Here is a 23,618-nt window from a genome sequence, read left to right on the forward strand (position 1 = left end):
AGCGCTTCGACCATGACCCGCAAGCTGTTCGTCACTACCGCACTGCCCTATGCCAACGCCGCCTTCCACATCGGTCACATGATGGAATACATCCAGGCCGATATCTGGGTTCGCTTCCAGCGAATGCAGCGCGATGCCGGGGCGCAGCGCCAGGTGCACTTCGTGTGCGCCGACGATACCCACGGCACGCCGATCATGATCGCCGCCGAGAAGGAAGGCATCACGCCGCAGGAGTTCGTGGCGAAAATCGCCGCCGGCCGCGCCCAGTACCTGGACGGCTTCCACATCGCCTTCGACAACTGGTATTCGACCGACTCGCCGGAAAACGTCGAGCTGTCGCAGAGCATTTACCGCAAGCTGCGCGATGCCGGCCTGATCGTCACCAAGACCGTCGACCGTTTCTACGACCCGGTCAAGGGCATGTTCCTGGCCGACCGCAACATCAAGGGCGAGTGCCCGAAGTGCGGCGCCAAGGACCAGTACGGCGACAACTGCGAAGTCTGCGGTGCCGCCTACCAGCCGACCGAACTGGTCAACCCGTTCTCGGTCTTCACCGGCTCGACCCCGGTCCTGAAACCGTCGGAACAATATTTCTTCAAGCTGTCGGACCCGCGCTGCTTCCACTTCCTCAAGGAGTGGCTCAATACCCCGGGCCGCCTGCAGTCCGAGATGGTCAATAAAGTCTCCGAGTGGCTGGGCGAAGACGGCGAAAAGCTGGCCGACTGGGACATCTCGCGCGACGCGCCGTATTTCGGCATCCCGATTCCGGATGCACCGGGCAAGTTCTTCTATGTCTGGCTGGACGCGCCGGTGGGCTACCTGGCCTCGCTGAAGAATTACTTCGAGAAGCAAGGCCTGGACTACGAGGCCTTCCTGAACGACCCGGACGCCGAACAGCTGCACTTCATCGGCAAGGACATCGTCTCCTTCCACCTGCTGTTCTGGCCGGCGATGCTGAATTTCTCGGGCCACCCGATCATCGACAAGCTGAAGGTGGCCGTGCACGGCCACCTGACCGTCAACAACGAAAAGATGTCGAAGTCGCGCGGCACCGGCATCTCGCCGCTGCGCTACCTGGAACTGGGCATGAACCCGGAATGGCTGCGCTATTACCTGGCGTTCAAGCTGAACTCGAAGGTCGAGGACCTCGATTTCAACGGCGAGGATTTCGTTGCCCGCGTCAACAGCGACCTGATCGGCAAATACGTCAACATCGCCAGCCGCTGCGCCGGTTTCATTACCAAGAAGTTCGACGGCAAGCTGGCCCCGACCCTGTCGGATAACGCGAAGTCGTGGATCGCGAAAGCATTGACGGTCGACGGCGCCGAGCGCCAGGCCAGCATCGCCGCCAGCTTCGAGGCGCGCGAATACGGCCGCGCGCTGCGCGAGATCATGGAAATCGCCGACGTCACGAACCAGTTCGTCGACGAAAACAAGCCATGGATCCTGGCCAAGGACGAATCCAAGCTTGCCGAACTCCACGACGTCTGCACCACCGCCCTGATCCTGTTCCGCCAGCTGACGATCATGCTCTCGCCGGTGCTGCCGCAGGTGGCGGCGCGCGTCTCGGAATTCCTGAACGACAAGGATGTCAGCTGGGCCGATACGCAGGGCGACGCCGTCTACGGCATGCTGGGCCGCACGATCGGCGCCTACAGCCACCTGATGCAGCGCGTCGACGCCAAGATGGTCGAGAACCTGTTCGACAAGCCGGCCCCGGCGCCGGCGCCGGCAGCGATCGAGGCAGCCGCCCCGGCCGCGCAAGCTGCCGCCGGCGATATCGAGGAACTGGCCCCGGAAATCACGATCGACGACTTCACCAAGATCGACCTGCGCGTGGCGAAGATCGTCAACTGCGAGCACGTCGAAGGCTCCAGCAAGCTGCTGCGCCTGACGCTCGACGTCGGCGAAGGCCGCCACCGCAACGTGTTCTCCGGCATCAAGTCGGCCTACCAGCCGGAAGACCTGATCGGCAAGCTGACCGTGCTGGTGGCCAACCTGGCGCCGCGCAAGATGAAGTTCGGCGTGTCCGAAGGCATGGTGCTGTGCGCCTCCGCCGCCGACGAGAAGGCGAACCCCGGCCTGTACCTGCTCGACCCGATGCCGGGCGCGACCCCGGGCATGCGTATCCGCTGAGCCGAACCACCCTCCCCCCTGCCCCGGGCGCCGTTTCCCGGGGCAAGCGAGGGCGTTATAATGCCGTTTTTCTGAAGAAACATGCGCCTGACGCCCCTTCAAACTCTTTGATAGGTAGCTAATAAAATGACCGAATTGACTCCCCTCCGCCACATCCCGCAAGCCAACGTGTTCCGCAAGGGCGACGTCTTCGTCCTGTTCGGCGAACTGTTCGGCCGCGGCTATGTGAACGGCCTGATCGATGAGGCACGCAAGGCAGGCATGACCATCGTCGGCATCACCGTCGGCCGCCGCGACGAAACCGGCGCCCTGCGCGCCCTCACCGCCGAAGAGCATGCGGAAGCCGAAGAGAAGCTGGGCGGGCGCATCGTCAACGTGCCGCTGATGGCCGGCTTCGACATGGACGCCCCGGAAGGCGAACAGAACCCGACCGAAATGCTCTCCGGTATCACCCTGAAGAGCTGGCAGGAAGACAAGCTGGACTGGGAAAAGATCGAGCGCTGCCGCGAAGCCGGCGTGCGCCGCTTCACCAGCTCGGCCGCGCAGGCGATGGCCGAGATCGACAAGCTGATCCCGCAAGGCGCGAACGTCTTCTTCGCCCACACCATGGCCGGCGGCATCCCGAAGATCAAGGCCTTCCTGGCCATTGCCAACCGTATCTACAAAGGCCGCGGCGAGCGCTTCATGTCCTCGCGCGCCCTGTTGGAGAGCGACCTGGGCAAGTTGATCCTGATGAACTTCGACGAAGTCACGGCCAACACGCTGAAATACCTGATCGATGCCTCCGCACCGATTCGCGAGCGCGTGACCAAGGCCGGCGGCGAAGTGCGCTACACCGCCTACGGCTATCACGGCACCGAAATCCTGATCGGCGGCAAGTACGTGTGGCAGACCTACACCAACTACACCCAGGGTTACGCCAAGATGCGCCTGGAGAGTGTGGCGCAAGCCGCGTGGAACCAGGGCATCGCCGCCACCGTCTTCAACTGCCCGGAAATCCGCACCAATTCGTCCGACATTTTCGTCGGCGTCGAACTGTCGCTGTTCCCGCTGCTCATCGCCCTCAAGAAGGAAGGCGGCGGCGCCTGGGCCGACCAGCAATGGCAGATCTGCCAGGAACTGCTGGGCGAAGGCACCTCGCTGCAGTCGCTGCTCGACACGATCGAGCAGTACAACAACGACGCGACCAGCGCCGAGTTCCGTCAATTTGACGCTTGGCCGATGGACAACACCCCGGCCCTGGCCGAGGTCATGATCGGTACCTCGGAAGCCATCACCGCCCTGCACAAGGACAAGAAGGCCCTGATCACCGACCACCTGTCCTCGCTGGTGCTGGAAGGCGCCGGTCCGCTGATGTTCCATGGCGCATCGGAAAAGATCGCACCGGTGCTGTGGCTGAACCACGACATCATCGCCCGCCAACTGAACGCGCTCCACCCTTAAACCTTGACGCCGGGATACCGCGGGCGGAACAATCTGCCTCGCCATCCCGGCCTTATTTTTCCAGACTAAAACAATGCCTAAATTCACCGGTTACGTGTCCGACCATACCAAATTCATCGACGAACTGAAGTCGAAGACCCCTGGCATGGAGCAGCGCCAGCAAGAAGGCCGCGCCCTGCTGTGGGACAAGGCACCGATCTCGCTCGAAGAAGAAGAGCGCGTCAAGCAGTCGCGCCTGCGCCAGGCTGCCTATCCGTACCAGAGCAAGTTCTAAGGGCAAGCGGGACACACGGGCATGCTGCCGGAACAGGCCGCGCCGGACGTGCCGGCCGCCAAGCTGATGGAACAGGACCAGGCGCCGGACGCGTTGCCCGAAGGTGCGCCTCGCGCTCCTTCGAACCCCGACGATATGGCCGCGGCAGAGACGGTCGAGGCCACTGCACGCCTGTACGGCGAGCCGCTGCTGCGCATGCCCAACGACCTCTACATTCCGCCGGACGCGCTCGAGGTCTTCCTCGACGCTTTCGAGGGGCCACTCGACCTGCTGCTGTACCTGATCCGCAAGCAGAACTTCAACATCCTCGACATTCCGATGGCGCAGGTCACCCTGCAATACCTGGAATACGTCGAGCAGATCCGCAAGAGCAACCTGGAGCTGGCTGCCGAGTACCTGTTGATGGCCGCGATGCTGATCGAGATCAAGTCGAGGATGCTGCTGCCCAAGCGCCAGGACGACCTGGTCGAGGATGTGGGCGATCCGCGCGCCGAGCTGGTGCGCCGCCTGCTGGAGTACGAGCAGATCAAGCTCGCCGCCGTGCGGCTGGGCACGCTTCCGCAGGAAGGGCGCGATTTCCAGCGTCCTTCGCTCACCATCGAGCAGAGCCTGATCCCGGTACTGCCCGAGGTCGACCCGCACGACCTCCAGCGCGCCTGGCTGGACGTGATCCGCCGCGCCAAGCTGACCCAGCACCACCGGATCGGGCGCCAGGAACTGTCGGTGCGCGAGCACATGTCGGCCATCCTGCGCACACTGCAGTCGCAACGCTTCGTCGAGTTCGGCGAACTGTTCGCGGGCAAGGAATCGGTACCGATCGTGGTCGTGCATTTTGTTGCCTTGCTCGAACTGGCCAAGGAAACCCTGGTCGAAATCACCCAGGCCGAACCGTTCGCGCCGATCTATGTAAGACTGGCTTATTCGCCGGCCTGAGCCGGCAATACGCCGGCTGCTCCCAACTTATTGCATTGACATCATGAAAATCATTACGACCATCGAGGAACTGCGCGACCAGCTGCGCGGCCAGCTGCGCACCGCATTCGTGCCGACCATGGGCAACCTGCACGAAGGCCACCTGTCGCTGATGCGCCTGGCCCGCAAGCATGGCGACCCGGTGGTGGCCTCCATTTTTGTCAACCGCCTGCAGTTCGGCCCGAACGAGGACTTCGACAAATACCCGCGCACCTTCCAGGCCGACGTCGAGAAGCTGGAAAAGGAAGGCGTCTACGTGCTGTTCGCGCCGACCGAGAAAGACCTGTACCCGGAACCGCAGGAATACCGCGTGCAGCCGCCGGATACCCTCGGCAATACCCTGGAAGGCGAATTCCGCCCGGGCTTCTTCGGCGGCGTGTGCACGGTCGTGACGAAACTGTTTTCCTGCGTGCAGCCGCGCGTGGCCGTATTCGGCAAGAAGGATTACCAGCAGCTGATGATCGTTCGTAACATGGCGCGCCAGTTCGCCCTGCCGACCGAAATCATCGGCGCCGAGACCTACCGCGCCGAAGACGGCCTGGCGCTGTCCTCGCGCAACATGTACCTGTCGCCCGAGGAGCGTGCCGAAGCCCCTGCCCTGTACCAGGGCCTGCAGTTCGTCGCCAACGAGATCCGCGGCGGCCATCTGGACATCTTCTCGGTCGAGCGCGAGGCCATGGCCCAGCTCGCCGCGCGCGGCTGGAAGCCGGACTATATCTCGGTACGCAAACGTGCCGACCTGCAGCCACCGTCGGCCGGCGACCTGGCCGAAGGCGCCGAACTGGTCGTGCTCGCCGCGGCCAAGCTCGGCACCACGCGCCTGATCGACAACCTCGAGATTTAACATTGCGCCGGCCGGGGACCCCGGCCATGCTGATGTTTTTGCAAAGGCCTATTAACGTTTTGCAACAATTGACACGGCGGTTTATACTCCCGCTACCCGGCGCTCAGGCCGGTCAGCTTCCCCAGCAAGGACCATCGCCGTGACCGATTCCCCTCCCCGCCCGCCCCGCAAGGGCCCGCCCCGCGCGGGCGACCAGCTCGATCGCATCGCGCCCGCCATGGCGCCGCACGAGATGCGCGACCCCTACGACATCGGCGAGACCCTCACCGCACTGGCCGCCTCCGGCGAGCCGCTGACCATCTATCCCGCCGGACTGGCCGAGCCGCTGCTGGCGCGGATCCAGTCGGTCGATCCCGACGAGCCGCATTTTGTGCTCGACGTGGCCGGCACGGAACCGATTCCGCCTGGACGGGCCACCTTCGTCGCCGCCCTCGGCGGCAATGCAAAGCTCCAGTTCGATCTCGAGAGCGACTGGACGGCGCGGCCCGACCAGCGGCACCTGGTGCCGGCCGTGTTCCCGGAATCCTGCCTGGTGCTGAACCGGCGCGCCGCGCAGCGCCTGGACACGCCCGTCAACGGCAACTACGCAGCAAGCTTCACGCTGCTCAACAAACAGTTCGAATTGCCGCTGTGCGACTACTCCACCGGCGGCGTCGGCCTGCGCGCGACGCCCGACCAGGCAGCGGAACTGTATCTCGGACGAAAACTCAAGAGTGTGCGCTTGCAGCTGGGACCGGCGCTGGCCATCGTGGCCGACCTCGAGGTGCGCCTGCTGCGCCCCTTCCGCAGCTTCCTGCTGGGCGAGCAGGTGCAGATCGGGTGCAGCTTCGACCACATCGAAATGCAGATGCAGCAAACGCTGGAGCGGCTGGTGACGAGCAATCGCCGGCGCTAAGCTTCGGGCAGCGGCTCGCCCAAAGGCGGGCAAGACATTGAAGTTGTAGCAATCAGGAAATTCCAATACTATCCAGAACCCAGGTGTACCGCACCGTCCGTTCGTCTATTGTGAGATCCGATTGCATGAAGAATTTTCCCTCTACCGTCTTGCTGGCCGCCTGCCTCACCTCGGCCGCAGCCAACCCGGCCTACTCCGCAACGCCGAAACAGGCGGCACAAAAGACGACACTGAAAGTGGACTACCAGAAGTTCACGCTGGCAAATGGCATGGACGTCATTTTCCACATCGACCGCTCCGATCCGGTCGTGGCCGTGAACCTGACCGCCCACGTGGGGTCGGCCCGCGAGAAGGCCGGCCGCACCGGCTTTGCCCACCTGTTCGAACACCTGCTGTTCCTGGAATCGGAAAACCTGGGCAAGGGTGGCCTCGACAAGATGACCGCGCGCATCGGCGGCTCCGGCGCGAACGGCTCGACCTCGCAGGACCGCACCAACTACCTGCAGACGGTACCCAAGGACGCGCTCGAGAAAATGATCTGGGCCGAAGCCGATAAACTCGGCTGGTTCATCAACACCGTCACCGATCCGGTGCTGGCCAAGGAAAAACAGGTCGTCAAGAACGAGAAGCGCCAGGGCGTCGACAACGCGCCCTACGGCCACACCTCCTACGTCATCAACAAGGCCCTGTACCCGGCGGACCACCCCTACAACTGGCAGGTCATCGGGTCGCTCGAGGACCTGCAGAATGCGACCCTGGACGACGTCAAGGAATTCTTCCGCCTGTGGTACGTGCCGAACAACGTCACCCTGGTGCTGGCCGGCGACTTCGATCCGGTCCAGGCGCGCAAGTGGGTCGAGAAGTATTTCAGCGAGATCAAACGCGGCGAACCGATCGCACCGATGGCCAAGCGTCCCGGCCAGCTCGAGCAGACCGTCAAGCTGGCCCACGAAGACAATTTCGCCAAGCTGCCCGAGCTGACCATGACCTGGCCGACGGTCGAGGACCTGCACGACGACGCCTACGCCCTCGAGGTGCTGGCCGAATACCTGTCCCAGACCAAGCGCGCGCCCTTCTACCAGGTGCTGGTGGAAGACAAGAAGCTGGCCCCGAACGTCCAGATGGTCAACTTCACGTCCGAGCTGGCCGGCCAGTTCCGGATGCGCATCCGCGCCTTCGAGGGCAAGCCGCTCGACGCGGTCGCCGCCTCGGTCGACCAGGCCTTCGCCAAGTTCGAAAAGGAAGGGATTTCGGAAAAGGACCTGAACCGGATCAAGGCCGGCCTCGAGACTCGTTTCTATAACTCGGTATCGAGCGTGCTCGGCAAATCGGCCCTGCTCGCCGAATACAACTACCTGAACGGCAATCCGGGCTACGTGGCCGAAAGTGTCAAGAAAACGCTGGCGGTGACCACCGCCGACGTGCGCCGCGTCTACGACACCTATATCAAGGGTCAACCCTATGTGGCGACCAGTTTCGTCCCGAAGGGCAAGCTGGCGCTGGCCTTGAGCGGCTCGGCCAAGGCCGAAGTGGTCGAAGAGAAGGTCGTGCAAGGCGCCGAGAACGCCGTCGATCCGAGCCAGAACGCGAGCTATGCCAGGACCCCGTCCTCGTTCGACCGCAGCAAGGAGCCGGAGTACGGCCCGGCGCCGGCCGTGAAGGTGCCGCAGGTCTGGGACACCAGGCTGGCCAACGGCATGCGCGTGGTCGGCATCGAGAACAAGGAAGTGCCGCTGGTCCAGTTCGATATCGCGATCGACGGCGGCCTGCTGCTCGACAAGCTCGACAAGGTGGGCGTCGCCAACCTGATGGCCCGCCTGATGACCCAGGGCACCGCCAACAAGACCCCGCAGGAACTCGAGGAAGCGATCCAGCAACTGGGCGCGACGATCGCCATGTCGGCGCGGACGGAAGATGTGCGCATCAGCGTCACCACCCTCGCCCGCAACTACGACGCGACCCTGGCCCTGGTCCGGGAAATCCTGCTCGAGCCGCGCTGGGACGAGAAGGAATTTGCGCTGATCAAGCAAAGCGTGCTGAGCCAGATTCGCCAGCAGGAAGCCGATCCGAATGCGCTGGCCAGCATCCACTTCGCCAAGCTCATCTACGGCAAGGACGACATCCGCTCGCGCAACATCCTCGGTACCTTTGATACCGTCAACGCGATCACCATCGACGACCTGAAGGACTATTACCGCCGCAACCTGTCCCCCTCGGTCGCTCGCATGCATGTGGTCGGCGCCTTGCCGCAAGCCGCCATCACGCGTTCGCTCGCCAAGCTCGGCCGCGATTGGCAGGCCAAGCCGGTCAAGCTGCCGGCGGCGTCGCAGGCGGCCGGCCCGGCGCCTGCCAAGGTCTATTTCGTCGACGTGCCCGATGCCAAGCAATCGGTGCTGCACGTGGGCTACCGCGCGCTGGCGGCGACCGACCCGGACTACTACCCGGCGACCGTGATGAACTACATCCTGGGCGGCGGCGGTTTCGCTTCCCGCCTGACCCAGCAATTGCGCGAAGGCAAAGGCTACACCTACGGCATCAACTCGGGTTTCGGCGGCACCCGCAGCGCCGGCCCGTTCACCATCGCCAGCGGCGTGCGCAGCAACGTCACGCTCGAGTCGACCCAACTGGTCAAGCAGATCCTGCAGGACTACCCGTCGACCTATACGGCGGCCGACCTGGAGACGACCAAGAACTTCCTCGTCAAGAGCAATGCACGCGCCTTCGAGACGGCCGGCGCCAAACTCGGCATGCTCGACAACATCAGCAAGTACGGCTGGCGCCCCGACTACGTCAAGGAGCGCGAACAGATCGTCAAGGCGATGACGCTGCCGCAGGTCCAGGCCCTGTCGGCCAAGTACCTCGATCCGTCGAAGATGGTCTGGCTGGTGGTTGGCGATGGCAAGACGCAGTTGCCGCGGATGAAGGAACTGGGCTTCGACGAACCGGTGGTGATCGGCAAGTGATAGGTCAGCAAGCGGGCGGCGGGCAAGAATAAGGCCGTTTCCGTAAATACTTGTACGTTATACTGTTGCTCCCAGAACAGACAACGCACGGATACGGTCGCCCGCCTACCGCCGTCGCACGGACGTCATGCATCTTGATATAGCCTCGCTGTTCATTGCCATGACACTCAGCATGTTGACGATGGCCGTGGCGCTCTCGTCTGTCATGGGCCAGGCCAGCAGGGCAGCCAGCCTGGCCAAGTATGGCGTGCTGCTGCAGGCCTGCGGCTGGGTATCGCTCCTGGCTTCAGGCTTGATGGTTCCCGGAGCCGGCGCGGATTTCGTGTTGTCGACGCTGTCGATGGCCTGTATTTCCGGCAGTTTTGCCTGCACCGCCGCGGCCTTCGAGCTGTGGTCGGGCCGCGCCGCTCCAGCCCGCTCCCCCGCCCTCGTCGCCCTCATCCTGACCGCGGGCTATGCCCTGTGTTTTCCCGATTACGCCCTGCGGGTAGGCTGGGCCAACGGCTGGCTGGCGGTACAGATGGGCCTGATCGTCGTCGCCCTCGTGCGCAAGCCGCAGGTCGCCGTGGGGCGCTGGCGCTGGCTGCTGCTGGTCGCCTTTGCGGCGCAGATGGTCGTGACCGCCTGGCGCGGCGTGCTCGGGGCCTTCTTCACCGATCAATTGCCGGCTTTTCTTTCCCCTCACCCCGTGAACCTGGCGTTTGCCCTGGTCGGCAATGCGACTGCCGTGCTGAGCCTGGTGGGCATCCTGCTGGCGCACCGCGACGAAGCGGCGCGCGCCCTCGAGCGGCTGGCCACGACCGACGGTCTTACTGGCGTGCTGAACCGGCGGGCCTGGCTGGCGCTGGCCGGGATCGAACTGTCGAACAGCATTCGCTACCGGCGGCCGTTCGGGGTGCTGCTGATCGACCTCGACCATTTCAAGCACATCAACGACACGCTCGGCCACGAGGCGGGCGACAAGGCCCTGGCCTTCTTTGCGGCGGCCCTGCACGCGGTATGCCGCGATGGCGATCTAGTGTGCCGCTACGGCGGCGAGGAGTTCTGCGTGCTGTTGCCGGGCGCCGGACACGACGAGGCGCACGCCTTCGACGAACGCATGCGCACTCACTTGCAGAACGCGGTCATGCGCGAACTGGGTCATCCGCTGACCTACAGCGCCGGCGTGGCACTGCGCGCGCCGCACGAAACCGGCATGGCCGAGATCATGTCGCGCGCCGACCAGGCCCTGTACCGGGCCAAGGCAATGGGCAGGAACCGTACGGTCGATGCCGACGCCGGAGCAGGTGCGAAGGTCCAGCTCGTGTAGAGGCGCTCTTCCTGCGCGGTGCGCCGCTTGCCGGCGCCGACCGGCAAGTTACTGCGCCACCGCCTGGGCCCATGCCAGCGCCGACAGGTGCGCCTTGTTGACCTCCAGCGGGCTCAGGTCGAGCGAGCCGGCGAGCGAGCCGACCAGGTTCGAGCTCAATTCGCAGGCTTCGGCCAGGGCCAGGTAAGGGCCGTACATGCCTTCGCGCCGCAGCAGCGCGCGCACGACTTCGGGCGGCAGTGGAATCGTTTCCAGCACTTCCTGCATCGGCAGCCCGAGCAGGCGGTCGAGCAGGGAGAACATGCCGGCGACGAACAGGTTCTCGCCCTCGCCTTTCGGCAGCGCGTGCAGGCCGAGCAGCTCGGTCAGGCGGCCCCGCACGACCGCCGTTTCCATCAGCACCGGCGAGTAGCCGCTCTCGCTGGCGCCGGCCAGCAGCAGGGTCAGCCAGCGGTACAGGGGCGCGTAGCCCATCAGGCTGATCGCCTGGCGGATCGACTGCACCTCGCGGCCGGCGCCGAAACCGGCCGAATTGATATTGCGCAGCAGTTTATAGGTCAGCGCCGGGTCGCGCTTGAGCACGCCTTCCAGCTTGGGGATGTCGTCGTTGTTCTGCACCATCTGCATCAGTTGCAGGATGATGGTCTGGGCCGGGTTCAGGCCCTTGACCGGGTTACCCGGGCGCGGGGTCAGGTGCAGCTTGCCCACGAAGGCGTCCAGCCCCAGCGCGGCGCAGGCGTCGTAGTCGATCCAGTTGCTGACCGGGCGCCCGAGCATGCGCAGCGAGGCTTGCTTCGCTGCCGCATAGCTGCGCGCCTGCTCGGCCACGTTGATGCCGGCAAAGCGCATCTCGACGTGCGAGGCGTAGGGCAGCAGCGCCTTGGTGAGGTGTTTCGGCTCGAGGCCGCGGATCGAGATGCCGACGCCGCCGGCGCGCACGGCCTGGATCGCGGCGCGGGCGTCGGGGTCCATCAGGTGGCGTGCCTGCAGGCTCAGCACCGTACGCTCGGGCGGCAGCGCGAACAGCGCGTCGGTCGAGAGCATCGCCGGGACGGCGTCGAGGAAGAGCTGCTTGTCGCGCAGCAGCCAGCCGTGGTCCTCGTCCTGGACGTGTTCGGCAACGAAGCCGACGAGCTCCTCGAGTTCGGCATCCGGGACCGGCTGGCCGCCCCGCTGCCACAGCAGTTCGTAACCGATGACCCGCTGCGCGGGATCGAGCAGCGGTTCGCGAACAATGTAATTAGTGTGATGCATGGGAAGCTAGGCGAAGAAATCGGATGGCGGCCCCTGGGCCGCCCCTACCAGGACTTTAAGCGCCAGGTGCGCCTAAAAACCCAGGCTGTCGAGCAAGTCGTCAACCTGCCCCTGGTTCGCCACGACTTCGACGTTGCCTTCCGGCTTGATCTGCGGGCCGTTCAGCAGGCCATTGTCGAGGTCGCGCCGGATCTCGCTCGGGGCGAAGTCGATCAGTACCTGCACCAGCTGCTTTTCGAGGTCCTGGGCGATCGAGGTGATCTTGCCGATCACCTGGCCGGTCAGGTCCTGGAAGTCCTGGGCCAGCATGATGTTCATCAGCTCGGCGCGGGTGGCGGTCGCGGCACGCTCGGATTCCGCCATTCCCGCCACGGTACGTTCGGCCAGGGCGCGCCAGTCGGCGTCGCCGCCCTGCCCCTTGTCGAGCAGCGCCTGCCACTGCGCGCGCAGGTCCGCGCTGCGGCTCTCGATCGCATCCTGGAGCGGGCTGGCGGCATCGGTCGCGTCGAGCACGCGCCGGGCAGCCTGCTCGGAAAGCCGCGCCACGTAGTCGAGGCGGTCGCGCGCATCGGGGATGTCGCTGGCCGCTTTCTCGACCAGCTTGTCCAGCCCCAGGCCGCGCAGGCTGTCGTGCAGCGTGCGCGTCATGTGGCCGACCCGGCTCAGGACTTCCTCGTGCGACGCTAGCTCGACGCTTGGCTGGAGCATGATTACGCCTTTTCCATTTTCTCGAAGATCTTGTTCAGCTTTTCGTCGAGCGTGGCCGCGGTGAACGGCTTGACGACGTAACCGCTGGCGCCGGCCTGGGCGGCCGCGATGATGTTTTCCTTCTTCGCTTCCGCGGTCACCATCAGCACCGGCAGCTTGGACAGGGCGGGATCGGCACGGATGTTCTGCAGCATGGTCAGGCCGTCCATGTTCGGCATGTTCCAGTCGGAGACCACGAAGTCGAAGGGTTCGCTGCGCAGCTTGGCCAGGGCCATCACGCCGTCTTCCGCTTCGTCGACATTCGCGTAACCCAGTTCTTTCAACAGATTCCGGACGATGCGGCGCATCGTCGAGAAATCGTCAACAACCAGGAAACGCATCTTTGGATCAGCCATGAATTACTCCGTTGATTCTTTTACTATGGTTAGTGTGGCTTGAGTCGCTACAACAAGCAGACCCAAGAATAGCAGTTTTGTTTCCTTGCGGCTATAAAACAGGCCAAAAAGGGACGTTCGGGGATCGATACGGATCAAACTCGCAACGCTCGGCCGCCATGGGCCGACATATGGCCCAGCACCAGCCCCGGCAGCGCGGTCAGGGGCGCCACTTCGTGGGCCGCGCCGATCGCAATGGCCTCCCTCGGCATGCCGAAGACGACGCAGGACGCTTCGTCCTGGGCGAAATTCTGGGCGCCCGCGTTTTTCATTTCCAGCATACCAGCCGCGCCGTCTTTTCCCATGCCCGTCAGGATCACGCCGACCGCGTTCTTGCCCGCCGCCAGGGCCGCCGAGCGGAACAGCACGTCGACCGAGGGACGGTGCCGGTTGACCGGCTCGCTCTGTTCGATCCTGGTCATGTAGTTGGCGCCGGAGCGGGCCAGCAGCAGGTGCGAGTGGCCCGGTGCGATGTAGGCGTGGCCGGGCAGCACGCGCTCGTTGCCGGCCGCTTCGAGCACGCGGATCTTGCACAGCGAGTCGAGACGGCGCGCGAACGAACTGGTGAAGCCTTCGGGCATGTGCTGGGCGATCAGGATGCCGGGACAGTCCGAGGGCATCTGCATCAGGAATTCGCGGATGGCCTCGGTGCCGCCGGTCGAGGCGCCGATGATGATCAGTTTTTCCGACGAGGTGAGCGGGCTGCGCAGTTGCGGCAAGGCCGTGGTCGGCGCGGCGCTCGCGCTGGCGCGCCTGACGCGGGCGCGCGCGGCGGCGCGGATCTTGTCGGCGATCAGCTCGGTGTACTCGCGCATGCCGGTCTGGATCGACAGCTTCGGCTTGGTCACGAAATCGACCGCGCCAAGTTCCAGCGCGCGCATCGTGATTTCCGAGCCGCGCTCGGTCAGCGAGGACACCATCAGCACCGGCATCGGGCGCAGGCGCATCAGCTTTTCCAGGAAGTCGAGGCCATCCATCTTCGGCATCTCGACGTCGAGGGTCAGCACGTCGGGGTTGTGTTTCTTGATCAGTTCGCGCGCGACGAGCGGATCGGGCGCCGTCGCGACCACCTCCATGTCGGCCTGCGAATTGACGATCTCGCTCATCACGCTGCGGATCAGGGCCGAGTCGTCGACGATCAGGACCTTGGTTTTCATTGTGGTTCCTTCGGCTTCAGAACAGATCGATCTCGCCGCCGACCGGCTCGACCTTCAGCCGCTTGGCGTAGTCGAGCTCGCGCTTGGCGAGGGTATCGTTCCGGGTTTGCATCAGTTTCTTGACCATGACCTTGCCCGTGCGCGGGAAGAAATACACCTTGCGCGGGTGGATGTCGTTCAGGTCTTCCGCCAGCACGGGAATGCGTTCGGTCTTGAGGAAGTTCATCACGAACGCGGCGTTGCGCTCGCCCACGTTCATCGCGGTAAACCCGCGCAGCACGGCGCCGCCGCCGAACACTTTCGCTTCCAGGTGCTCGCGCCGGGCGCCCGCTTTCAGCAGGTCGTTGATCAGCACTTCCATCGCATAGGTGCCGTAGCGCATCGAGGCCGACACCGGGTTGCCGGCATCGCCGCCGCCGTCGGGCAGCATGAAGTGGTTCATGCCGCCCAGGCCGGTCACCCGGTCGCGGATGCAGGCCGACACGCAGGAGCCGAGCACGGTGACGATCAGCATGTTCTTGCCGGTATAGTAGTACTCGCCCGGCAGGATCTTGGCCGCGTCGCAGTCGAAGGTGCGGTCGTAATAGACGTTGGTGGCGAACTGGTTATTGGAGTGCATGCTAGGCTCGACGGTCGTTGCGCGTTTCATTGAGCTCGTAGACGGTCTTGCCGCGCAGGCGCAGCGAGCTGGATACGTACAGGAAGTTCTCGGAATGGCCGGCAAACAGCAGCGCGTGCGGCTTCATCAGCGGCACGAAGCGCGCCAGGATCTTGCGCTGCGTTTCCTTGTCAAAATAAATCATGACGTTGCGGCAGAAGATGGCGTCGAACTGGCCATTCAGGGGCCAGCTCTCCGACAGCAAATTGAGTTGGCGGAAAGTGACCAGCTTGCGCAGTTCCGGACGCACCCGCACCATGCCCTCGTGGCGGCCCTTGCCGCGCAGGAAGAAGCGCTTGAGACGCTCTTCCGACATCTTCTCGACGCGCTCGATCCCGTACATGCCTTCGCTCGCAACGGCCAGCACATTGGTGTCGATGTCGGTGGCGACGATCTGCACCGGCGGGGTGGCGCTGTTGAAGGCCTCGCACAGGGTCATGGCGATCGAGTACGGCTCCTCGCCGGTCGAACTGGCCGAGCACCAGATGGTCAAGGGCGCACCGTCGCGCGCGCCGAGCGAGCGCACGTGCTCGGCCAGCAGCGGGAAGTGATGGGCTTCGCGGAAGAAGGACGTCAGGTTGGTCGTCAGCGCGTTCGTGAACGACTCCCACTCCTGCGTCATGCGCCCGGCTTCCAGGTCGTCGAGGTATTTGGCGAAAGACTGGATGCCGGTCGCGCGCAGGCGGCGCGCCAGGCGGCTGTACACCATTTCCTGCTTGCTGTCGGCCAGCGAGATGCCGGCGCGGCTGTAGATCAGGGCGCGCACGCGCTCGAAGTCGGCGCGCTTGAAGTCAAATTCCTTGACCGTATCGGATTTCTGTAACGGCACTTTGCCTTGCCTTCATTCTTGCCGGCCGCAAGGCCGGCGATTCATTGCTCGCGCCGCCGGGGAGACGCGGCTTACGCAGCCAGCTTGTTGTCGATCAGGCCCATCTCGGCCGAGGACATCAGACGGTCGATATCGACCAGGATCAGCATGCGCTCGTCGATCGTGCCGAGGCCGATCAGGTAGTCGGCGCTGAAGGCCGTGCCCATGTCCGGGGCCGGCTTGACCTGGTCCGGGGTGAGCGTGGTCACGTCCGAGACGCTGTCGACCACCATGCCCATCACGCGGCCGGCGATGTTCAGGATGATGACCACCGTGAACTGGTCGTAGGTCGGGGTGCCGAGATTGAACTTGATGCGCATGTCGACCACCGGGATGATGATGCCGCGCAGGTTGATCACGCCCTTGATGAACTCGGGCGCGTTGGCGATGCGGGTCACGGCTTCGTAGCCACGGATCTCCTGCACTTTCAGGATGTCGATGCCGTATTCTTCCGAGCCGAGCGTAAAGGCCAGGTATTCGCTGCCGGCACCGTCGTTGGCATGGGAGATGCTTGGGGTCATGGACATGGTGTTTTCCTTGTTTTTCAGTGTTAATGTCAGGCCAGCGCTTCGTCGGCCACTTGGCGCGACGAGCGCACCAGCGCCGCCACGTCCAGGATCAGCGACACGCCGCCGTCGCCCAGGATGGTCGCGCCCGAAATGCCGGCCACCTTGCGGTAGTTCGCTTCCAGGTTCTTCACGACCACGTGCTGCTGGCCGACCAGGTCGTCGATCAGCAAGGCGGCGCGCTTGCCCTCGGACTCGACGATGACGACGATGCCCTCGGCCGCATCCTGCACGCGGGCGTCGATGCCGAACAGGCCATGCAGGGCGATCAGCGGCAGGTATTCCCCGCGCACCTTCAGCACCTGGCCGCGTCCGGCGATGTCGCGCACGTCTTCGCGGCGCGGTTGCAGGGACTCGACGACGTAGCCTAATGGAAGGATATAGATTTCCTCACCGCAACGTATAGTCATGCCGTCCAAAATCGCGAGTGTCAGCGGTAAAGAGATCGAAATCGTGGTGCCGAAACCACGGGCGGACCGGATATCGACCGAGCCCCCCATCGCAGTGATATTACGTTTGACAACATCCATGCCGACGCCGCGGCCCGACACGTCGGTCACCACGTCGGCCGTGGAAAAGCCCGGGGCGAAGATCAGCTGCCAGACCTCGGCGTCGCTCATGCCGTCCGATACGGGCAAGCCGTTCTGGAGCGCTTTCGCCAGGATCCGTTCGCGGTTCAGGCCGGCGCCGTCGTCGGCCACTTCGATGACGATGTTGCCGCCCTGGTGGCCGGCCGACAGGAACAGGCGCCCGGCATCGGACTTGCCGGCGGCGCGCCGGGTGTCCGGCATTTCGATGCCATGGTCGATGCTGTTCCTCACCAGGTGGGTCAGCGGGTCGACGATGCGCTCGATCAGGCCCTTGTCCAGTTCGGTCGCGGCGCCATGGGTGATGAAATCGACTTTCTTGCCGAGCTTGCCGGCGAGGTCGCGCACCATGCGCGGGAAGCGCGAGAACACGAAGTCCATCGGCATCATGCGGATCGACATCACCGCTTCCTGCAGTTCGCGGGTGTTGCGGGTGAGCTGGCCGACCGAGGACAGCAGGCGCTCGTGCAGCATCGGATCGAGCCCGCTGGAGCGCTGTTCGATCATCGCCTGGGTGATCACCAGTTCGCCGATCAGGTTGATGAGCTGGTCGACCTTTTCGACGGAAACCCGGATCGAGGACGACTCGGCGCCCTTCTCGTCCTTCTTGACGGTTTTTTTCTCGGCCAGCTCGACGGTCTCGTTTGGTGCGGCCGCCTTCGGCGGCGCGGCCTCGACGCCGGCCAGCGCGCGGATCTGCTCGATCGGCTGGAAGAAGCCATACCCGCGCTCGTCGTCGGAGAGCTCGGGGTCGGCGGCGGCCGGCTCCTCCTCGCTGGCATCGAAGAAGCCGTAGCCCTGGTCGTCCTCGATGCGGGCGCGCTCGGCGGCCTCCAGCGCGCGCTGTTCGGGCGTGAGCGGCGGCGCCTCGAAAATCTTCAGGTCGTCCGGGTCGAGCACGAAGGAGCAGATGGCGACGATGTCTTCCAGGCTCTCGTGGGTCGTGATCACCAGCGCGCTGCGCCCGCCCTCGAGCGGCGTGACCGATACCCGTCCCATCAGGCCGAGCTCCTCGACCAGCGCATTCACGTCGCGCTGCGGAACTTGCGGCAGTTCGATCTTGTAGCGGCGTGCGCCGTGGCCGGCCTGGGCCTGGGCCTTCGGTTCGGCATGCAGGAAGGACGGCGCCACGATGGCGGCGGCCGGCACCAGGCCTTCCGACAGGTCGTGCAGCACCATGCGCACGTTGGCGACGTTGTCCTGGTCGACCGGCGCGCCGTTGCGGTGGCCGTCGAGCTGCATCTTGAGCGTGTCCTTGGCGGCCAGGAAGGCGTCCACGTGCTGCGAGGTGAGCGCCATCTCGCCCTTGCGGATGCGGTCCAGCAGCGACTCGAGCACGTGGGTGACCTCGCTCATGTCGGTGATGCCGAAGGTCGAGGCGCCGCCCTTGACCGAGTGCGCGGTACGGAAGATCGCGTTCAGGTCTTCGCTGTCGGGCGCGGCCACGTCGACGGCGAGCAGCAATCGCTCCATTTCGGCGAGCAGCTCCTCGGCCTCGTCGAAAAAGACCTGGTAAAACTGGCTGATGTCGATCGTCATGGTGAAACCTTGCTGGAAATCCCGTGCATTCGGCGCTGCATCATGACGATCAGCCGATCACTTTTTTGACGACCTCGATCAGGCGCTGCGGATCGAAAGGCTTGACCAGCCAGCCGTTCGCGCCGGCCGCCCGGCCTTTCGATTTCATCTCGTCGGACGATTCGGTGGTCAGCATCAGGATCGGCACCTTCTGGTACTCGGGCAGGCCGCGCAGCTGCTTGATCAGCGCCAGGCCGTCCATGCGCGGCATGTTCTGGTCGGTCAGGACCAGGTCGACGACCTGGTTCCTGGCCTTCTCCAGGCCGTCCTGGCCATCGACCGCTTCGACCACCTGGTAGCCGGCCGCCTTCAGGCTGAACGCCACCATCTGGCGCAGCGAGCTCGAATCGTCGACCGCGAGAATTGTTTTAGCCATGTTGTGCTCCTGCTGTTTGCGTAGTGTTAAGTTGCAGCGAATTGTCCGAAACCCGGTCAGAACAGTTCGATGTCGCCGCTTTCAAGATGCTGTTGCTCCACCGATTTGCGCAGCACGCTGCGCAACTCCAGTGACTGGATCGCCAGCGCCATGCTGACCTTGCCGAGGCGCTCGACGATTTCGTCGCTGCCCGTCTCGGGCCGGATGTCCGAGCCATGGTCGCCCAGCGTGCCGAGGAACTCGCGCAGGCCCGTCACGCGCTTCAGGGTACGGTCGATCAGCTGGCTCGTCATGTCCTGGAACTGCATGCTGGTGATTGCCGTGTTCACATGGGTGCCGATCTCGCCCGACATGGCCGCCAGGTGGGCGCTGTCCTCGGCCGTCGGGGTGCCGCCCGCCAGCAGGCGGTCGATCGCCTCCTGGCGCGCGCCGACCGCATGGTGGATGGCGATGAAGCTGGAAGTCAGTTTTTCGACCGCTTCCTCGAGCAGCAATTCGGTTTGCAGCAGGTCGGTCTCGACCTCGCTCAGGTGGCGCCGGCCGTGCGTGGACACGCCCGACAACAGGCGCTTGACATGCGATCCCAAAATTTTTTTCCTTGCCATCATGGTTTTCGATTCCTGTCCCGCGCGTTATTTCGCTGCACCAGGCACTGCAGCGGCGACGGCCTGCGCCGCGGCCGTGGCTTCATCTGCCGGCACCTCGAGCGTGGCCGCGTCGCGCATGACGGCGTCCTCGGTGCGCTTGTTCATCACGATGATGCTGATCCGGCGGTTGATCGGGTTGAACGGGTCGGCGCGGTCGAGCGGCGCGGCCGCGGCCAGGCCCACCACGCGCAGGATCTTCTCGTCGGCCAGCCCGCCGACCACCAGGGCGCGGCGCGAGGCGTTGGCGCGGTCGGCCGAGAGTTCCCAATTGCTGTAGCCGGCGTCGCTGGAGTACGGGGTCGAATCGGTGTGGCCCGACAGGCCGATGCGGTTCGGCACCTCGTTCAGCACGAAGCCGAGCACGTGCAAGATCTCGCTGGTGTAGGGCTGCAGGGTCGCCTTGGCGAGCGCGAACATCGGGCGGTTCTGCTCGTCCACGATCTGGATGCGCAGGCCTTCGCTGGTGATGTCGAGCAGCAGCTGGTTGCGGTAATTCTTGAGCGTCGGGTTGGCCTCGATGACGGCCTCGATCTTCGACTTCAGGTTTTTCAGGCGCTCGCCCTCGGCCTTTTCGAGCGCGGCCTTGGCGGCCTGCAGGTCGTAGGTCTTGTGCGATGGATCGGTGTCGCCGCGCTTGACCTGGCCGTTGCGGCGGGTCAGGTCGGTGCCGCCGCCCTTGATGATCGAGGAGCTGTCGCCGGAACCGGAACCGCCCTCCATCGCCACCTTCAGCGGGTTCTTGAAGAACTCGGAGATGCCCTCGAGGTCGCCCTTGGAAGTCGAGCCAAGCAGCCACATCAGCAGGAAGAAGGCCATCATCGCCGTCACGAAGTCGGCATAGGCGATCTTCCAGGCACCGCCATGGTGCCCGCCAGCGGTCTTCTTGATCCGCTTGACGATAATCGGGCGCATTCCTTCGTCAGCCATGCGGGTTCCGTCCGGTGTTCAGGTTAAGGGTGGCGATGAGGGTGACAAGATACGGAATTATTTGCTCTTCGATTTCTTGATGTGCTCTTCGAGCTCGGCAAACGACGGCCGCTCGGTCGAGTACAGCACCTTGCGGCCGAATTCGACGGCCAGGGCCGGCGCGTAGCCGTTCAGGCTGGCGAGCAGGGTCACTTTCACGCACTGGAACATCTTCGAGGATTCGTCCAGCTTCTGCTCGAGCTGGCTCGCCAGCGGCGTCACGAAACCATAGGCCAGCAGGATGCCGAGGAAGGTGCCGACCAGGGCCTTGGCGATCAGGATGCCGAGTTCGGCCGGCGGAATGCCGACCGACTCCATGGTGTGCACCACGCCCATGACCGCGGCCACGATACCGAAGGCCGGCAGGCCGTCGCCCAGCTTGGCGATCACGTGGGCCGGCACCGCGCCTTCGTGGTGGTGGGTCTCGATCTCGTTGTCCATCAGGTTCTCGATCTGGAAGGCGTCCATGTTCCCCGACACCATCAGGCGCAGGTAGTCGGTCATGAATTCGATGATGTGGTGGTCGGCCAGCACCAGCGGGTACTTCGAGAACAGCGGGCTCGCTTCGGGCGCCTCGATATCGCCTTCGATCGACATCAGGCCTTCCTTGCGCACCTTCGACAGCACGTCGAACTGGAGCGCCATCAGCTCCATGTACATGTCGCGCGTGTACTGCGAGCCCTTGAACACCGAGGGCAGCGCCTTCATGGTCGCCTTGATCGACTTGTTGTTGTTACCGACAAAGAATGCGCCCACGGCCGCGCCGCCGATCATCAGGAGCTCGATCGGCTGGAACAGGATGGCCGCATGGCCGCCAGCCAGGATAAAGCCGCCGAACACCGAGGCGCAGACGATGACGTAACCGAGAATGACTAACAAAAGCTGCTCCAGAAGGCGGCCGGACCGGGCCAGAAGATCGCAACACCCAAGACAGAGTGTCTCAGAGAAATATTTACGTGCGGAACTACTACAGCTGGAACAATAGCTGGAGAATGGCCTACGGGCAAGTAAAAAGGCCCGAGTTGTCGCCTAAAAGTGCCATATATAAAGAGTTCTGCCGGTCTCGGGCAAACGCAGCGACAGGCTCGGCGGATGGCCCTCGATGGCGAACTCATAACTCATCAAGAGCGAGCCGGGACGCATCTCGCGCCGCGCCTTGTGCCAGAGCGCCGTCATCGCGGCCGGCGACAGGTAGGCGAACACGGCATCGAAGCCGGCAAAATCGCAGCGCTCGTAGTCGCCCAGGACGAAACGGGCGCGGCTGCCCGTGGCCCGGGCGCGCAGCCAGCTCGCCAGCCAGGGCAGCGGCGCCAGCTCGATCCCGGTGACCTCGGCGTCGGGCCGGCGCCGCGCCAGGTCGAGCACCAGCCCGCCCAGGCCGCTGCCGATGTCGATCACCTTGATGGCCCTGTCCTGCTGCAACTGCCCGGCCACCACGGCCCAGGCCGCCGTGCCGGACGGGTAATACGGCACCTGGGTGCGGAAGGTCGACCAGTACAGCAGCAGCATGAACAGGAAGATGCCGAGAAAGATGCCTGGCGGCACGGCGCTGCCGCTGGCGCCATGCAGGGCCAGCGGGAACGCGGCGCCGATCGCAACCCACCACGGGGCGAGGCGCCAGCGCCAGGTCAGCAGCGCCGCGAACAGGCCCTGCAGCAAGGCGGCATGGAAATAGGAGGGACGGCAGCCGGCGCGGGCCAGCAGGTAGACCGCGGCCAGGGTCAGCGGAAAAGCGGCCAGCTGGCACAGCAAGGCGCGTACCGAGGGCGCGCGCCACAGCCGGGCGAGCCGGCCGGCGCCGCTCAAGGCCGGCTCCGCAACTGCGGGCGCATCGCGGGTCGGTCAGGCGCCGCGCTCAAGATCCTGGCGGGCGCTTTCCGCGCGGTCAGCCTCGGCCTGGGCGTTGGCGGCATCCTTGGCCTTGCGCGTCTTGCCGGCGCGCGAGGGCATGTGGCACAGGCCGCACAGGTAATCGCTGTTGAGGTCGAAGGCGTTGACGACGAATTTGCCCTTGCACTTGCCGCAGGGCGCCAGCGCCAGCATGTTGCTCTGGAAGAAACGGACCAGGGTCCAGGCGCGGGTCAGCGAGAGCAGCGGCTCTTCGCCGGGCGCGGCCGGCATCTGTTCGAGGTAGAGTTTATAGGCCTTCATGACTGCCTGGACGCCGGAAGCGCCGGCGTGTTCGACCAGGAAGTAATAGATGTTGATGAACAGCGAGGAATGGATGTTGGGCTGCCAGGTCAGGAACCAGTCGGTCGAGAAAGGCAGCATGCCCTTCGGCGGCGACATGCCCTTCAGTTCCTTGTACAGCTTGATCAGGCGCTCGCGCGACAGCGAGACTTCGCTTTCGAGGAGCTGCAGGCGCGCTCCCAAATTGATCAGCTCGATCGCGAGCTGGATTTCCTGCGCTTCAGATACGACGCTTTTTTTACTCATCACTGCTCCGGCTTCAACCGGCCTCATCCTACACCATCGGAGCGGAGCGTCGGGATCTTTTAGGCAATTTCTTCCGCAGGCTGACCGGCCATCAGGATGGCGGCGTGGGACTGGGCCAGGGCGCGGTCCTTGGTGTGGCTGGTGAGCATCGACAGGATGGCGGTGTCGTCGAAGCGGAAACGGGCCAGCATCATGTTGCCGCCGGCAAGCTTCAGGATCTGGGCATTGCTCATGCCTTCGATCAGGTCGGCGATGTCGGCCGAGATACCGAGACGGAAGATGGCGGTGACCTTGTCGCTGCGGATCATCTGCTGGGCCAGCATCAGGTAGCTCAGGTTCGCATCCCGGATTTCAGCCATCATGTCGTTTGCAGTCATCTTCCACTCTCCGTCGTTTCGTTGTGCCTGGCTGTGTGTGTTGCCAGTGAGATAGATTCTGACTGTGTGGAAACTTTTCGCAAATCGGAGGAAGTCTGTATTTTGCGTCCGCAAAAGACGGCATCCGCCATAGGAGTTTGTCTGACAAACCCTCGCGGATGGGGGAGGCG

23 protein-coding genes are annotated in these 23,618 nt (G+C 64.3%); 8 read left to right on the plus strand and 15 right to left on the minus strand.

Going from position 1 to position 23,618, the window contains the following annotated elements:
• Nucleotides 1-12: 12 nt before the first annotated feature.
• The 8 genes from metG (at nt 13) to ACFPAH_RS18760 (ending at nt 10,836) form a co-directional block, all read left to right on the plus strand.
• Nucleotides 13-2,136 (plus strand): methionine--tRNA ligase, encoded by a 2,124-nt coding sequence (gene metG / locus ACFPAH_RS18725; protein ID WP_379748319.1) that lies wholly within the window; start codon nt 13-15, stop codon nt 2,134-2,136.
• Nucleotides 2,137-2,262: 126 nt separating this feature from the next.
• A complete protein-coding gene (locus ACFPAH_RS18730; RefSeq protein WP_379748321.1) occupies nt 2,263-3,579 on the plus strand; it encodes an enoyl ACP reductase FabMG family protein in 1,317 nt (438 codons plus the stop codon).
• 73 nt (nt 3,580-3,652) lie between these two features.
• The gene (locus tag ACFPAH_RS18735) at nt 3,653-3,853 is read left to right on the plus strand and encodes a DUF3460 family protein (protein ID WP_379748323.1); all 201 of its coding nucleotides are present in this window, start codon (nt 3,653-3,655) and stop codon (nt 3,851-3,853) included.
• A 21-nt stretch (nt 3,854-3,874) separates the two neighbouring features.
• Nucleotides 3,875-4,786, plus strand: coding sequence for a segregation and condensation protein A (locus ACFPAH_RS18740; RefSeq protein WP_379748325.1), 912 nt, complete (start codon nt 3,875-3,877; stop codon nt 4,784-4,786).
• 43 nt (nt 4,787-4,829) lie between these two features.
• A complete protein-coding gene (gene panC, locus ACFPAH_RS18745; protein WP_379748327.1) occupies nt 4,830-5,669 on the plus strand; it encodes a pantoate--beta-alanine ligase in 840 nt (279 codons plus the stop codon).
• Between the two features lie 139 nt (nt 5,670-5,808).
• The gene (locus ACFPAH_RS18750; RefSeq protein ID WP_379748329.1) at nt 5,809-6,564 is read left to right on the plus strand and encodes a flagellar brake protein; all 756 of its coding nucleotides are present in this window, start codon (nt 5,809-5,811) and stop codon (nt 6,562-6,564) included.
• Nucleotides 6,565-6,689: 125 nt separating this feature from the next.
• The gene (locus ACFPAH_RS18755) at nt 6,690-9,527 is read left to right on the plus strand and encodes a M16 family metallopeptidase (RefSeq protein ID WP_379748331.1); all 2,838 of its coding nucleotides are present in this window, start codon (nt 6,690-6,692) and stop codon (nt 9,525-9,527) included.
• A 127-nt stretch (nt 9,528-9,654) separates the two neighbouring features.
• Complete coding sequence (locus tag ACFPAH_RS18760) at nt 9,655-10,836, plus strand: GGDEF domain-containing protein (protein ID WP_379748333.1); 1,182 nt, start codon at nt 9,655-9,657, stop codon at nt 10,834-10,836.
• Nucleotides 10,837-10,884: 48 nt separating this feature from the next.
• Here the strand turns inward: ACFPAH_RS18760 and ACFPAH_RS18765 are convergent, their stop codons facing one another.
• From ACFPAH_RS18765 to flhD, 15 genes are all read right to left on the minus strand, one after another.
• Nucleotides 10,885-12,090, minus strand: coding sequence for an EAL and HDOD domain-containing protein (locus ACFPAH_RS18765; RefSeq protein ID WP_379748335.1), 1,206 nt, complete (start codon nt 12,088-12,090; stop codon nt 10,885-10,887).
• A 72-nt stretch (nt 12,091-12,162) separates the two neighbouring features.
• Nucleotides 12,163-12,798 carry a protein phosphatase CheZ gene (gene cheZ, locus ACFPAH_RS18770; protein ID WP_379748337.1) on the minus strand — a complete coding sequence of 212 codons (636 nt, stop codon included), beginning with the start codon at nt 12,796-12,798 and terminating at the stop codon, nt 12,163-12,165.
• Nucleotides 12,799-12,800: 2 nt separating this feature from the next.
• Nucleotides 12,801-13,193, minus strand: coding sequence for a chemotaxis response regulator CheY (cheY, locus tag ACFPAH_RS18775; protein ID WP_379748339.1), 393 nt, complete (start codon nt 13,191-13,193; stop codon nt 12,801-12,803).
• A gap of 134 nt (nt 13,194-13,327) precedes the next feature.
• Nucleotides 13,328-14,389 (minus strand): protein-glutamate methylesterase/protein-glutamine glutaminase, encoded by a 1,062-nt coding sequence (locus ACFPAH_RS18780; RefSeq protein WP_379748342.1) that lies wholly within the window; start codon nt 14,387-14,389, stop codon nt 13,328-13,330.
• A gap of 16 nt (nt 14,390-14,405) precedes the next feature.
• Entirely contained in the window at nt 14,406-15,008 is a 603-nt protein-coding gene (cheD, locus tag ACFPAH_RS18785; RefSeq protein WP_379748344.1) for a chemoreceptor glutamine deamidase CheD, read from the minus strand.
• Between the two features lies 1 nt (nt 15,009).
• Nucleotides 15,010-15,876, minus strand: coding sequence for a CheR family methyltransferase (locus tag ACFPAH_RS18790; RefSeq protein WP_379748346.1), 867 nt, complete (start codon nt 15,874-15,876; stop codon nt 15,010-15,012).
• Nucleotides 15,877-15,947: 71 nt separating this feature from the next.
• The gene (locus ACFPAH_RS18795) at nt 15,948-16,442 is read right to left on the minus strand and encodes a chemotaxis protein CheW (protein ID WP_379748348.1); all 495 of its coding nucleotides are present in this window, start codon (nt 16,440-16,442) and stop codon (nt 15,948-15,950) included.
• Nucleotides 16,443-16,471: 29 nt separating this feature from the next.
• Nucleotides 16,472-18,607 (minus strand): chemotaxis protein CheA, encoded by a 2,136-nt coding sequence (gene cheA / locus ACFPAH_RS18800; RefSeq protein ID WP_379748350.1) that lies wholly within the window; start codon nt 18,605-18,607, stop codon nt 16,472-16,474.
• Between the two features lie 49 nt (nt 18,608-18,656).
• Nucleotides 18,657-19,022, minus strand: coding sequence for a response regulator (locus ACFPAH_RS18805; RefSeq protein WP_379748352.1), 366 nt, complete (start codon nt 19,020-19,022; stop codon nt 18,657-18,659).
• Nucleotides 19,023-19,078: 56 nt separating this feature from the next.
• A complete protein-coding gene (locus tag ACFPAH_RS18810) occupies nt 19,079-19,627 on the minus strand; it encodes a chemotaxis protein (RefSeq protein WP_379748497.1) in 549 nt (182 codons plus the stop codon).
• A gap of 27 nt (nt 19,628-19,654) precedes the next feature.
• Complete coding sequence (motB, locus tag ACFPAH_RS18815; RefSeq protein WP_379748354.1) at nt 19,655-20,596, minus strand: flagellar motor protein MotB; 942 nt, start codon at nt 20,594-20,596, stop codon at nt 19,655-19,657.
• A 57-nt stretch (nt 20,597-20,653) separates the two neighbouring features.
• Nucleotides 20,654-21,514, minus strand: a complete 861-nt coding sequence (gene motA / locus ACFPAH_RS18820; protein ID WP_379748356.1) for a flagellar motor stator protein MotA — start codon at nt 21,512-21,514, stop codon at nt 20,654-20,656.
• A gap of 150 nt (nt 21,515-21,664) precedes the next feature.
• On the minus strand, nt 21,665-22,441 hold the full coding sequence (locus ACFPAH_RS18825; protein ID WP_379748358.1) for a class I SAM-dependent methyltransferase: 777 nt from the start codon (nt 22,439-22,441) through the stop codon (nt 21,665-21,667).
• Nucleotides 22,442-22,477: 36 nt separating this feature from the next.
• Complete coding sequence (flhC, locus tag ACFPAH_RS18830) at nt 22,478-23,071, minus strand: flagellar transcriptional regulator FlhC (protein WP_379748360.1); 594 nt, start codon at nt 23,069-23,071, stop codon at nt 22,478-22,480.
• A gap of 59 nt (nt 23,072-23,130) precedes the next feature.
• A complete protein-coding gene (flhD, locus tag ACFPAH_RS18835; RefSeq protein ID WP_379748362.1) occupies nt 23,131-23,448 on the minus strand; it encodes a flagellar transcriptional regulator FlhD in 318 nt (105 codons plus the stop codon).
• Nucleotides 23,449-23,618: the final 170 nt, after the last annotated feature.

It is taken from the genome of Massilia sp. GCM10023247, assembly GCF_042653325.1.
In the GTDB taxonomy this organism is placed as follows: domain Bacteria; phylum Pseudomonadota; class Gammaproteobacteria; order Burkholderiales; family Burkholderiaceae_D; genus Telluria.